This window comes from Parasulfitobacter algicola (genome assembly GCF_013315265.1).
In the GTDB taxonomy this organism is placed as follows: Bacteria; Pseudomonadota; Alphaproteobacteria; order Rhodobacterales; family Rhodobacteraceae; genus Parasulfitobacter; species Parasulfitobacter algicola.
Genome location: NZ_JABUFE010000012.1, coordinates 76,995 through 88,952, shown reverse-complemented (window position 1 = coordinate 88,952; position 11,958 = coordinate 76,995). Strand labels below are relative to the sequence as shown.

Here is an 11,958-nt window from a genome sequence, read left to right as displayed (position 1 = left end):
CATAAACAGATCAGTCCCGGCCCCAATATTTCTAAAAGCAAATGCGCCTTCTGCTTGGCATAAATATTCTCGCCAAAGGCAACTATAGCGCGGCACGCGCGGCCAAATGCGCGCGACCAGCGCGCTCAATCGGATTAGAATGCGACACCTGTTCCCTGAAGAACGCCGTGTTCCATGGCATAGCGGGTTAATCCTGCCGTTGTGCTGATGCCCAGTTTGCGTTTGATATTTTTGCGATGTGTCTCCACTGTTCTGACAGATATATCCAGCGCTGCAGCGACTTCCTTGTTGGATTTGCCTTGTGCCAGTTGCAACAGAATTGTTTGTTCACGGTTGGTCAACGCCTCGCGCCCGTCTGACATTTTAGGGCTTAGCGATCCCTTTGCGCCCGTGCACAGATACTGATCGCCGCCCATTACCGTGTCGATTGCGGTCTTGATCTCATCTGTCGGTACATCTTTCAGCACATAGCCGCGCGCGCCGTGGTTCAGCGCACTTGAGATATATTCAGGGCTGTCGTGCATTGACAGGATCAGAATGCGGGTTTCCGGGCGCCGTTCCAGAATGATTTCTGTCGCCGACAGACCGTTGACGCCGGGCATGTTCAAATCCAGCAACATGACATCGGGGGCCAATGCTTCGACCTGATCAATCGCTTCCTGCCCGTTCATAAGGGTCGCGACCACATCCAGATCATCATAGGTTTCCAGAATGGCGCGGATCCCTTCGGCAACCATGGGGTGGTCGTCAACGATAACAACTTTTGTGATGCTCATGCGGATACCTTTGTCTTGCCTTCGGGGGGCAGCATATGGGTCAGTGGCACTTGTGCTTCGATCACTGTGCCGGTCCGTGTGGACAAGATGCGCAGCACACCGTCCAGCTGTTCGATACGTTCTTGCATATTACGCAAACCAAGCCCACGCGCGGCAGTATTTTTGTTGATAGGGGGTTCAATCCCGGTGCCATCGTCTGCAATACGCAAGGTCGCGCCTTTCTTATGCCCTTTCAGATCAATACGAACTGTATTGGCCCCTGCGTGCCGTTCAATATTGGTCAAGGCTTCCTGTGCGATGCGGTAAAGTGCGATCTTGGCCTCTTGATCCAGACGGTTGCGGAAAACGACGGTTTGGAATTCGGTTACAATGCCTGTTCTGGTGCTGAAATCATCGGTCAGCGCCTGCAGGGCAGGGCCCAGACCCAGATCATCCAGCACGCCGGGGCGCAGATCGCGACTGATGCGGCGTACCTCGCCTATGGCGCTGTTCAGGCTGTCGATCCCGCCATCCAGATTGTCGCTGGCGCGGGTGTCTTGTGCGTTCAGACGGCGCCGGGCCAATTCCAGCGTATAGCGCACGCCGACCAGCATTTGACTGATCGAGTCGTGTAATTCACGCGCCACACGACCGCGTTCTTCTTCCTGGGTGTCGAAAATGCGCTGGGTCAGACCTTTGAGTTTGGCATCTGCCAACCGCCGTTCCCGCACATTGATGACAAGGCCCGACAGAAAGACCAGCATCAGGGCGGCAACAGAAATCGCGATGATGAAAACAAATGTCTTGCGAATGCGCGCTTCCACATCGGCACGTGCCGTAGCAACGGTCAGTAACACATCGTCAATGAATATACCGGTTCCGACAGCCCACCGCCAATCCTGTAGCCCGGCGACATAGGTCACAAAGGGCGCCCGTTCGCCGGTGGATGGTTTGGTCCATTCAAAGCTGTGATAACCGCCACCATTTCGTGCAATTTCAATCAACTCATCCGTGATGGGAACGCCGTTGGCATCTGTCAGGCCGCTCCAGTTTTCGCCAATCAGATAGGTTTGGCGCGGTGAGACCAGATTATTGCCTTCATAATCAAACACAAAGAAATAACCGTCTTGGCCGTACAGCATGGACGACAGCGCCTGTGTGACTTCCAGCTTGGCTGCATTATCATCAGGCGCTGCGCGTCCATAGGTGTTGACGATCGCGGTGCGCGCAATGGAAAGATAATTTTTCAGTTCGGCGCGTTTGGCTTCGATCAACTGGGTTTCCAGCGATTTAATCTCGCGGTCTGCAAGCTGGCGCGACTGCACAGTCACGAGAATAGCGATTGCCGTAACCGCCAGTACAAGCGGAACGGTCGCCAGCAAGAAGATCTTCTGGCTATAGGTGATCCGGGCAAAGGAAAAAAAGCGACGCATAGTCGATTCGATACGCAAGAATCTTGTGAAATCAAAGCCCCATCTGTCAGTTTTATGATGAATTCAGTTCCTAAACTGCTGTTTTATTGATCAGTTTCATTGGGGTTTTTGTCAAAAAAGGGCGGTCTACGCATAACTTGGTATTCCTTAACGTCAAAGCTGACGTTAGGGTTCGACCACTTGCAACGATCCGCCCGGCTTAACGAGGCGGGCAAATTATAATCTTCGGGAGGATCACTATATGGATCGTCGTTCTTTTTTAAGAGCATCCGCAGTAGGCGGCACAGCTGCAGCAGCAACAACGCTTGCAGCCCCTGCATACGCACAAGGCAAACGTACATTAACTATGGTCACCACATGGGGCCGCGGTCTTGCTGGCGTTTTTGACGCAGCACAACGTGCCGCTGACAGCATCACAGCCATGTCGGACGGTCAGCTGACTGTTGACGTGAAAGCCGCTGGCGAACTTGTCGGCGCGTTCGAAGTATTCGACGCCGTTAGTTCAGGCCAGGCCGATATGTATCACGGTGCCGATTATTACTTTGTCGGTCAGCATCCAGGTTACGCGTTCTTTACGGCTGTGCCTTTCGGCATGACCGCGCAAGAGCTGTCAAACTGGTATTACCACAATGGCGGTATGGAAGCGCACGATGAATTGGGTCAGATATTCAACCTGAAATCTTTCCTGGCTGGTAACACAGGCGCGCAAGCCGGTGGTTGGTTCCGCAAGGAAATCACGGGCCCCGAGGATTTCCAGGGTCTGAAATTCCGCATGCCCGGTCTGGGTGGCGAAGCGCTTGGCAAAATGGGCGCATCTGTTCAGAACCTTCCTGGTGCGGAAGTGTATCAGGCGCTGGCATCCGGTGCGATTGATGGCACCGAATGGATCGGCCCCTGGGCTGATGAAAAGGCTGGTTTCCAGGAAATCACCAAGTTCTATTACACCGCTGGCTTCCACGAACCTGGCGCGGGTCTGTCACTGGCCACAAACCGCGAAGTTTTCGAAGATCTGAGCCCTGCGCATCAGAAAATCATCGAAATTGCTGCGTCTGAAAGCCACCAGTGGAACCTTGCGCAATTCCTGTCCAACAACGGGTCAGCGCTGCAGCGTCTGCAATCAGGCGGTGTTAAGGTTCTGGAATTCCCTGACAGTGTTTGGGATGCGATGGGCAAAGCTGCAATGGATACGCTGGAAAGCAAACGTGACGGCGATCTTTATGACAAGATCTATGATGGCGCGATGGCATCTATGCGTGCGTCTTCAGGCTGGCTGACACGTTCCGAAGGTGTGTATCGTACACAACGTGACCGCATTCTTGGCTAAGCCAACCGGCTTTTCCTAACAGATATTCTCGCCCGGGCGCTGTCCGGGCGAGGTTCCTGAATTCAGCATTCAGTACCCAAGCCCCGGGGTTTGGGAGTGTGGGGATACACATGGACGATCAAATCGAATGCAGCGGCTTTTTCGCCGCGCAAACGGAAGAAACAATAAGTTGTCTTGATAAATTTCAAAGCTCTGGCGCACTGCAATGGGTGTCGGGTAATATCCTTGAGGCCTTCTATAGCTTCGGATACGCAGTAACACATCCGGGATCTTGGCTGGCATGGGTTGGCGGGCTGGATACGCCCGAAGACAAACAATCCATGATGAAGTTCATCTTTTACGGTGCCTCGGTTGAATTCTTTTTTGTTGTTTTCACGATTTTTCTTTTGGTCACAATCGCGGGCCTGATCTGGCGGAATTTTATGTGGCGCAGCGTGCGGTTCCTGGAAGGGTTTGCCAACATGTTCGGCCGCTTTTTCGCATGGGCCGGTCTGATTATGGTGCTGCAACAGATTATCATCGTCTTTATGCAGCGAATTTTTACGCGATCTGAAATCGCACTGGTCTATGGTGTTGATTTCCTGACATTCGATGTCAGTTGGTGGTCGGAAGAGCTGAAGCTTTACAATGCTTTGGTTGTCGCACTGTGCTGTACTTACACATTCGTGCAGGGCGGCCATGTGCGCGTTGATCTGGTTTATTCTGCGGTTCGCTTCCGCACAAAACGCGTTATCGACATGCTGGGCAGTCTGTTTTTCATGATGCCGGTTGCACTGGTGACATGGCTTTACGGCTGGTTCTATCTATGGCGAAACCTTGTGGTGCCAAACGTATCAGCATGGAATTATGATCTTGATCAATTGTTGACCAGATCACGTGCGATGCGCTGGAATGTCGAAACAATCGGCTTTTCGCCAAACGGCTTTACGGCCTATTTCCTGTTCAAGATCCTGCTGGTGACATTCGCCCTAATGGTTTTTCTACAGGCAATTGCATTCTTTTACCGGTCCTATCTGGAATGGAAAGAAGGGCCTGAAAGCGAAGGCAAATACCTTGATAAAGATAAATTGGGCGACGCCGATGCGGAACTCGCGGCGAACATCCATTAACAGGCAGGGACGGATATGTTTTTAGGACTTGATGGCGTAGAAATTGGCCTGATTATCGTTTTTCTCTGCCTATTCGCGGGCATTTTGTCGGGCTTTCCGGTGGCCTTTGCCATCGGTGGGTCGGCGGTGATTTCATTCGCAATCATTGCCGCATTGGATAGTTCGGGCTATCTGATCCACCAAGCGATTGATACAGATTCCAGTCAATATGCTGACCTGATCGCTATGGGTGTGCCCAGGGACAATATATCAATATTCCGATACCCGGACTTACCAAGAATTGGCGAACCGGTGTTTGTGACGGGCGTCGAAGATGCACTGCGCAAGGTTATTTCAGGTTTTCCGCTGCGAATGAACGAACGCGTACTTGCGGGTCAATCAATCGAAACATTGCTGGCGGTTTTGATGTTCGTTCTGATGGGTATCACGCTGGAACGGTCCAAGATCGCCGACGATCTGCTGAAAACCATGGCGCGGGTCTTTGGCCCGCTGCCCGGTGGTTTGGCCGTATCTGTTGTGGTTGTGGGCGCGTTCCTTGCGGCATCAACCGGCATCGTGGGCGCAACAGTTGTGACGATGGGTTTGCTTAGCCTTCCGACAATGCTGCGCAATAACTATTCACCGCAACTGGCCACAGGTGTGATTGCCGCGTCGGGCACATTGGGGCAAATCATTCCGCCGTCTATCGTCATCGTTTTGCTGGGCACATTGGCGGGCGATCTTTATTCGGCGGCCCAAGAACAACGTGCGTCGTCAGTCGGATGCTCTGACGCGCTGACTTACTTGGGTGAACCGGCTGTTGTGTCCGTTGGCACATTGTTCCAGGCAGCGCTGTTGCCCGGTATTCTGCTGGCTTTCCTGTATGGCCTTTATGCCTTTGGTTACGCGCTATTCAATCCATCGAAAGCGCCAGCTGTCGAAATGGGCGCGGCCAGCACGGATGGACCAAACAAGGGTCAGGCGATGACCTGGTTCCTGGCGATACCCTTTGCCCTGATCGGCGGTATGATCATGCTGGGACAGGTTAATGTGATCGGTAATCAAGAGATTATTGTCGACAGCTTTACCGATGCGGGTCAAACCGCCAGTCTGCGCACCAATGTATCAGATCAATGTAAAGCCGCTATGATTGATCTGCATGGTCAAGAGGCATGGGATACAGCTGTTGCGGAAAGTGCGGCCATCACAGCAGCCGGCGGCATTCAGGAAAGTCGTGAGTTGACACTGGAAGAAGTGATCAAGGCGCGTGCTGATCTGGTCACGAACGCAGCACCGATTGGCAGCGGTATCGCCATCGGTTTCTTGTTGCTGGCGTTGATGCTGACAACTGCGCGCGGTGTGCGTCCATCTGCAGATAAAACGCCCCTGATGATCGGTGGCGCAGGTGTCGTACTGGCGCTGGCATTCGACGCGTTCTTAGTTGGCCCGCTCACATCACCTGGCAATACTGTTCTGATCATGATCGTTCCCTTGGCGCTGACGCTTTATGGGTGCCGCGAGGCCACTAAGCTTTTGGGTCAAAACGAACTGTTGCGCGTGGTCTTTCCACCGCTTGTCCTGATTGTCGCTGTGCTGGGGTCAATCCTTGGCGGCATCACCAACCCCACACCGGCTGCGGCCCTTGGGGCAGGGGGTGCCATCATGCTGGCTGCATACCGTAAATTGCGCGATCAGGATAAATCCGGCAAGATCATCATCCAGGCAACATTTGCAATTATCATCATGATCCTGGTTGGTGTGAACTTTGATCTGCGGGTCAACCAATCGGATGTCAAAACAGAAAATTGGATTGCATTCATCGTCGCTTACGGCGCGTTTTTGTTCGCGCTTTTCGGTATTCTGTATGCTTGTTGGGTGCTGCTTGCCAGCAAAGTGTTGCCCCCCGTGGTGCGCGAAACGGCCAAGGTGACCAGTATGGTGTTTACCATCCTGATCGGGTCGCAACTGCTGAACCTTGTGGTGATTTCTTTCGGTGGGGAACATTACATCCAGCAGTTCCTGAAAAGCTTTGACAGTGAATTTACGGTATTCCTGATTGTGATGCTGGTTCTGTTTGTGTTGGGCTTTGTGCTTGATTTCCTTGAGATCATCTACATCGTGATCCCGATTGTGGGGCCTGTGATCTATGGCGGCACGATGGACCCGAAATGGGTGACCATCATGATCGCTGTGAATCTGCAGACCAGCTTCCTAACGCCGCCCTTTGGTTTTGCGCTGTTCTATCTGCGTGGTGTTGCCCCGAAAGAGGTCACAACCGGGCACATTTACCAGGGCATTATCCCCTTTGTTCTGATCCAAATTGCGGGACTGGCTTTGCTGTCACTCTTCCCGCAAGTGGTAACTATCGTGCCGAACCTGATTGGGAATTAGACATGGCATCCCGGTTTCGACCGGGGTGCGGCTTTCAATTTTGACAGGTTTATCGGGCGCCCGGCTTTTGTATCTAAAGTCTAACTATTTTGCGTTTGATAATAGCGCAGAATATAAAGCCGAATAGCTGAAGCCAGCCCGATATCTGTTCCGCGATCTGTGTCAATTTCGGCGGCCAGAACATTGATCGGCTTAGCATTTTTATCTGCTATCATTCTAAACGCGCTCCAGAACTCATCCTCAAGCGATACGCTGGTGCGGTGCCCCTTTAGCGTTAGGGATCGCTTTTTCGGGCGGCTCATTGATCAAGGTCCGCGTAATCTGTGCGAATGTGCTGTGCTGTTCCGTATTTCGATGGAATTGAAACGGTATAGCCATCGACTACGATATAGTCTGGTAATGGGCCCATATCTTTACCAGTAAACCCGCTATGCGAATGTGTTCCGTCAAGATTGTGGTGCGCCGTTGAACGCATGCAAAACCATTGGTTGCCAGTGGTTAAAACAGGAATTGGTAAATACCTATCACCGGGGCAGGTTGGATCGTAAAATATGAATTTGTCGTGCAAAATAAGGAAAGCGGCGGGTTGATCGCCGATCGCCCAAAGCTGTATTTCGCCTTCTGCAAGGTTAGAAAAATCTATAACCTGCGGTGGAAACTCTGCTTGTGGACTGCAGCTGCGCAAAAGACCAAAGACTGCAATTGCGACCGCGCCCACTACAGCGGCCGAAGCAAATCCGGTTAAAAAATCGCCTTTTGCTTTATCGGTCATTCTTTGTCCAGCTTATGCTGGTCAAGTTTATCACGTAAAGTCTGGATTTGCTGAGTATCTTTCTGTTTTCCCGCCTTGCTGCGCCCGAATGCCATCGCGTTCTGATCCGCCCGTGCTTTTTTATTTACACGGGCTTTAACTTTGCGATATTTGTTTAGGTTAACTGGCTTCACTTGGGCCCGATCATATGTTCCGGTCGCACCACACGGTCAAAGGTTTCAGCGTCAACAAAGCCCAAAGCAATCGCTTCTTCTTTCAGTGTTGTGCCGTTCTTATGCGCCGTTTTGGCGACGGTGGTGGCGTTGTCGTAGCCGATCTCGGGCGCGAGCGCTGTGACCAGCATCAGGCTTTCGCGCATCAGCTTTTCGATCCGGTCCTTATCGGCCTTGATGCCCACCACGCAATTATCGGTAAACGCCACGGCGGCATCGCCCAAAAGCTGCATAGATTGCAAGACGTTATAGGCCATCATGGGTTTATAGACGTTCAGTTCGAAATGCCCCTGCGACCCGGCAAAGCCCACGGCGGCGTCATTGCCGAAGACATGGGCGCAGACCTGGGTCAGCGCCTCACACTGTGTCGGATTGACCTTGCCCGGCATGATCGAGCTGCCGGGTTCATTTTCGGGCAACATCAACTCGCCCAACCCGCAGCGGGGGCCCGAGCCCAAAAGGCGGATGTCGTTGGCGATCTTGAACAGGCTGGCGGCCACGGTTTTCAGCGCGCCGGACATTTCGACCATGGCATCATGGGCGGAGAGCGCCTCGAACTTGTTTGGCGCGGTGACAAAGGGCAGGCCGGTGATTTCGGCCATGTTCGCCGCGACTTTTTCGGCCCAGCCATGCTGCGTGTTCAGCCCGGTGCCGACAGCGGTGCCGCCCTGGGCCAATTCGTAAATTCGGCCCAAAGCATCACGGACCCGCTGAATGCCCATGGCGACCTGATGGGTATAGCCGGAAAATTCCTGCGCCAGTGTCAGGGGCGTGGCGTCCATCGTGTGGGTGCGACCGATTTTGATGATCCCGTCGAATTCCTGCACCTTTGCCTCAAGGGCGGCGTGTAATTTGGCCAGCCCCGGCAGTAAAACGTCATGCGCGGTTGTCGCGGTGGCAATATGCATCGCGGTGGGGAAGGTGTCGTTCGACGACTGCCCCATATTGCAGTGATCATTGGGGTGCACGGGGTCTTTTGACCCAATTTCACCGCCCAGAATTTCGATGGCGCGGTTGGCGATGACCTCGTTGGCGTTCATGTTCGACTGGGTGCCGGACCCGGTTTGCCAGACCACCAGGGGGAAGTTGTCATCATGCTGGCCCGCGACGACCTCACTTGCCGCCTGAATGATCGCATCGGCCAGTTTGCCGTCCAGCGTGCCCTGATCTTTGTTCGCCATGGCGCAGGCCTGTTTGATCACGCCCAACGCACGCACGATCGCCACGGGCTGCTTTTCCCAACCGATGGGGAAGTTCATGATCGATCGCTGCGTCTGCGCGCCCCAGTATTTATCGGAGGGCACCTGCAAAGGGCCAAAGCTGTCGGTTTCAGTGCGGGTGTCGGTCATGAAAGGTTCTCCGGTATTCGTTTACAGCCCTTTAGCGCGGGCAGCGACCGGGGGCAATCATCGGGTGCTTATTTGCGGAAACTGTCCAGGCTGACGACTTCTGCATCGCCTTTCGGGGCCTCTTCTTTTTCTTCGACAATCGCGGGTTCATGGCGCAATTCAACCGGGGCGGGTGCCGCGCCATCGTTATCTTCGTCTTCCTGGCTTTCAAAGCGCAGTCCGAATTCGACCGATGGATCAACGAATGTCTTGATCGCATCATAGGGAATATAAAGCGGCTCTGGGCTGTCGCCAAAGTTCAGCGTGACTGTGAACCCTTCGTCGGTCACGTTCAGATTATCGAACCAATGTTGCATCACAACAGTCATTTCACCGGGATAACGATCACTTAGCCAATCCGCGATTTCAACATCCGGGTGCAGCGTATCGAAGGTGATGAAAAAATGGTGCTGCCCCGGCAGACCAGTTTCCGCAACATCCGTCAGCACTTGCTGTATCAGACTGCGCATCGCGCGGTGCATCAGGCTTCCATAATCAATGACACCAGACATATCGGTCGTCCCGTCAATTTCGTTCTCTTTAGCATAGGGGATTCGGAACAAAGTAAAAGGGGGCAGGACAGCACATTATGACGCTATGTTACAGAAAGTGAGATCAGCAATGCCAGTATTGCATTCATTGCCAATACTTCAGGCAAACTGCGTTTTAACTTTAGCAATGCACCCATGGCAATCATGGCTAGGATCAGGGCTGTGATATTTAAGCTTTTGATGTCAGGCATCAAAAACGCAATTGGCCCAAATGCAATGGGATTCAGTTTTGCAAAGAAAACATGCAGCGCAAACCAGATCGACAGGTTCAGGATAACGCCCACGACAGCGGCTGTGATGGCGTGCAAAGCCCCCGTCAAGCGCGGTTTGCGTGATAATGCGTCGATGTATGGCGCGCCTGCGAATATCCATAGAAAACAAGGGGTAAACGTCACCCAAAGCGTAAGTACACCTGCGGCGAGTGCCATGCCAATACCGCCTTCGCGAAAGCCAGCAAGCAGTCCTACGAATTCGGTTACCAATATCAATGGCCCCGGCGTGGTTTCGGCCAAACCCAGGGCGTCGATCATTTCGGCTGTGGTCAGCCAGGCGTAATCATTCACAACCTCTTGTGTCATATACGCCAGAACGGCATACGCCCCTCCGAATGTCACAACTGCTAGTTTTGAGAAAAACAATCCCACCTCGGTTAAAAATGTGGCGCCGGTTGCCCACAGAACGAAGACAGGGGTCAGCCATATCACGCCCCATATCGTGATCGTTTGCAAAAGGGGTGCTGATGCATGCGCCGGGGGCAAAGGCGTTTCAATTTCGGTTGGTCGTGCACGCAACGCGCCCCAGACCGCAGCTGCGATGATGATAAGTGGAAAGGGCAGGTTAAGAAGGAATATCCCCAACAAGGCCAACGCAGCCACGATCCAATGACCGCGGGTTTTCAGTGCCTTGTTCCCGATCTTTAAAAATGCTTGCAAGACAATCACCAGAACGGTCGCTTTCACCCCAAGAAACAGGGCTTGAATAAAAGGCAAGCTGCCAAAATACGCATAGCCCAACGCTAGGGTTAGAATGAAAATTGCACCGGGTATGACGAACAAAAGACCGGCAATCAAGCCGCCGAATGTCCCGCGCAACCGCCAACCCGCATAGGTTGCAAGTTGCATCGCCTCGGGCCCTGGCAGCAGCATGCAAAAAGACAGTGCATTCAGGAACTGTTGTTCGGTCAGCCAGTTGCGGTCATCCACAAGCTCTTTGTGCATCAATGCAATTTGCGCGGCAGGTCCACCAAACGATAAAAGGCCAATGCGGCCAAAAACATGAAACAGATCGCGCGTGCTTACTAACATGATCTGTATCCGACATATGCAGCATCCAGAACCAAAGCAGCAGCGTCGAAACCGGCCAGTTCCGAATGTGATGTTTGTTCGATACCGCTTAGCACTGTCCAAAGATCCTGATGCTTTGTTTTCACTTTCTTTTCAAGGCTTTGTAACACAGGTATGTCCAAGTCAAAGTATGCGGTCAAATTGTCTGGTAATATGCAGGCTGCGAATTTTTCTGAGATCAGGTTGACCTGATCCTTGTCGACACAAAGCAAACGCGCACTGCGGCTTACCCATCTACGCAGTATCCAGAATTGAAAAGCACGGTGTGCAAAGCAGGTGTCAGAGGTCAGCCATAAGGTATTAGACTGAACCTTATCTGCTGCGATACGAGCTAATCCAGCCATGCGCCACGCGATGTTTCCGCCGATCAGAAAAGTTGCGACGCGACCAGTGCTGCGCAGCATTGCGGCGGCGCCCTGACTAAGCTTCAAGCCTTTTTGACAGATCACGACTGTTGGTTCGGGGCTGCTGATGTTGGTAAAAGCCTGTCGTTCTGCAGTGGGGATCAAAAAGGGGGCTGCGGCAAAGTCTTCATCTATGCAAACATCAATGATGCGCGGCGTTCGTACGGTTCCCAGCCAATTGAATAAAGCGGTTGGGGTGATCCCGGTTTTCAGAAAATCATGGTGCATGTTGCATCCCTTCTGGCCAAGCCAATGGATGCGAACCTTGGGCACCTGCCTGAAGGGGTGGGTCGCTAT

At 52.9% G+C, this 11,958-nt stretch carries 12 protein-coding genes; 3 read left to right on the top strand and 9 right to left on the bottom strand.

What is annotated here, in order from left to right; all coding sequences use genetic code 11:
- Positions 1–134 precede the first annotated feature (134 nt).
- Both HRQ87_RS16595 and HRQ87_RS16590 read right to left on the bottom strand, forming a co-directional pair.
- Positions 135–776 carry a response regulator transcription factor gene (locus HRQ87_RS16595; protein ID WP_174139564.1) on the bottom strand — a complete coding sequence of 214 codons (642 nt, stop codon included), beginning with the start codon at positions 774–776 and terminating at the stop codon, positions 135–137.
- Positions 773–2,188 (bottom strand): cache domain-containing protein, encoded by a 1,416-nt coding sequence (locus tag HRQ87_RS16590; protein ID WP_174139563.1) that lies wholly within the window; start codon positions 2,186–2,188, stop codon positions 773–775. Before HRQ87_RS16590 ends, HRQ87_RS16595 begins: the two co-directional genes overlap by 4 nt.
- Positions 2,189–2,429: 241 nt before the next feature.
- Between HRQ87_RS16590 and HRQ87_RS16585 the strand changes: the two genes are divergently transcribed.
- The 3 genes from HRQ87_RS16585 to HRQ87_RS16575 all read left to right on the top strand — a co-directional run bounded on the left by HRQ87_RS16585 (position 2,430) and on the right by HRQ87_RS16575 (position 6,991).
- Positions 2,430–3,512 carry a TRAP transporter substrate-binding protein gene (locus tag HRQ87_RS16585; RefSeq protein ID WP_174139562.1) on the top strand — a complete coding sequence of 361 codons (1,083 nt, stop codon included), beginning with the start codon at positions 2,430–2,432 and terminating at the stop codon, positions 3,510–3,512.
- 110 nt (positions 3,513–3,622) lie between these two features.
- Positions 3,623–4,621: a TRAP transporter small permease subunit gene (locus HRQ87_RS16580; RefSeq protein ID WP_174139561.1), complete on the top strand. Its 999-nt coding sequence runs from the start codon at positions 3,623–3,625 to the stop codon at positions 4,619–4,621.
- A 15-nt stretch (positions 4,622–4,636) separates the two neighbouring features.
- Entirely contained in the window at positions 4,637–6,991 is a 2,355-nt protein-coding gene (locus tag HRQ87_RS16575; RefSeq protein ID WP_174139560.1) for a TRAP transporter large permease, read from the top strand.
- Positions 6,992–7,071: 80 nt separating this feature from the next.
- On the opposite strand, the gene HRQ87_RS16570 is transcribed toward HRQ87_RS16575, so the two are convergent.
- The 7 genes from HRQ87_RS16570 to HRQ87_RS16540 form a co-directional block, all read right to left on the bottom strand.
- On the bottom strand, positions 7,072–7,293 hold the full coding sequence (locus HRQ87_RS16570; protein WP_174139559.1) for a ribbon-helix-helix domain-containing protein: 222 nt from the start codon (positions 7,291–7,293) through the stop codon (positions 7,072–7,074).
- Entirely contained in the window at positions 7,290–7,763 is a 474-nt protein-coding gene (locus HRQ87_RS16565) for a hypothetical protein (protein WP_174139558.1), read from the bottom strand. Before HRQ87_RS16565 ends, HRQ87_RS16570 begins: the two co-directional genes overlap by 4 nt.
- Entirely contained in the window at positions 7,760–7,936 is a 177-nt protein-coding gene (locus HRQ87_RS16560) for a DUF4169 family protein (RefSeq protein ID WP_174139557.1), read from the bottom strand. The genes HRQ87_RS16565 and HRQ87_RS16560 overlap by 4 nt, the downstream gene beginning before the upstream one ends.
- Positions 7,933–9,324, bottom strand: a complete 1,392-nt coding sequence (gene fumC / locus HRQ87_RS16555; protein ID WP_174139556.1) for a class II fumarate hydratase — start codon at positions 9,322–9,324, stop codon at positions 7,933–7,935. The genes HRQ87_RS16560 and fumC overlap by 4 nt, the downstream gene beginning before the upstream one ends.
- A 68-nt stretch (positions 9,325–9,392) precedes the next feature.
- Positions 9,393–9,875, bottom strand: a complete 483-nt coding sequence (locus HRQ87_RS16550; protein ID WP_174139555.1) for an SspB family protein — start codon at positions 9,873–9,875, stop codon at positions 9,393–9,395.
- A gap of 83 nt (positions 9,876–9,958) precedes the next feature.
- Entirely contained in the window at positions 9,959–11,218 is a 1,260-nt protein-coding gene (gene chrA / locus HRQ87_RS16545; protein ID WP_174139554.1) for a chromate efflux transporter, read from the bottom strand.
- Complete coding sequence (locus tag HRQ87_RS16540; protein WP_174139553.1) at positions 11,212–11,889, bottom strand: rhodanese-like domain-containing protein; 678 nt, start codon at positions 11,887–11,889, stop codon at positions 11,212–11,214. The genes chrA and HRQ87_RS16540 overlap by 7 nt, the downstream gene beginning before the upstream one ends.
- Positions 11,890–11,958 lie beyond the last annotated feature (69 nt).

Coding starts and splice junctions, on each gene's coding strand:
- HRQ87_RS16540 (WP_174139553.1), bottom strand. CDS start 11,889: ATGCACCATGATTTTCTGAAAACCGGGATCACCCCAACCGCTTTATTC.
- HRQ87_RS16595 (WP_174139564.1), bottom strand. CDS start 776: ATGAGCATCACAAAAGTTGTTATCGTTGACGACCACCCCATGGTTGCC.
- HRQ87_RS16585 (WP_174139562.1), top strand. CDS start 2,430: ATGGATCGTCGTTCTTTTTTAAGAGCATCCGCAGTAGGCGGCACAGCT.
- HRQ87_RS16590 (WP_174139563.1), bottom strand. CDS start 2,188: ATGCGTCGCTTTTTTTCCTTTGCCCGGATCACCTATAGCCAGAAGATC.
- HRQ87_RS16580 (WP_174139561.1), top strand. CDS start 3,623: ATGGACGATCAAATCGAATGCAGCGGCTTTTTCGCCGCGCAAACGGAA.
- HRQ87_RS16565 (WP_174139558.1), bottom strand. CDS start 7,763: ATGACCGATAAAGCAAAAGGCGATTTTTTAACCGGATTTGCTTCGGCC.
- HRQ87_RS16575 (WP_174139560.1), top strand. CDS start 4,637: ATGTTTTTAGGACTTGATGGCGTAGAAATTGGCCTGATTATCGTTTTT.
- fumC (WP_174139556.1), bottom strand. CDS start 9,324: ATGACCGACACCCGCACTGAAACCGACAGCTTTGGCCCTTTGCAGGTG.
- HRQ87_RS16570 (WP_174139559.1), bottom strand. CDS start 7,293: ATGAGCCGCCCGAAAAAGCGATCCCTAACGCTAAAGGGGCACCGCACC.
- HRQ87_RS16550 (WP_174139555.1), bottom strand. CDS start 9,875: ATGTCTGGTGTCATTGATTATGGAAGCCTGATGCACCGCGCGATGCGC.
- chrA (WP_174139554.1), bottom strand. CDS start 11,218: ATGTTAGTAAGCACGCGCGATCTGTTTCATGTTTTTGGCCGCATTGGC.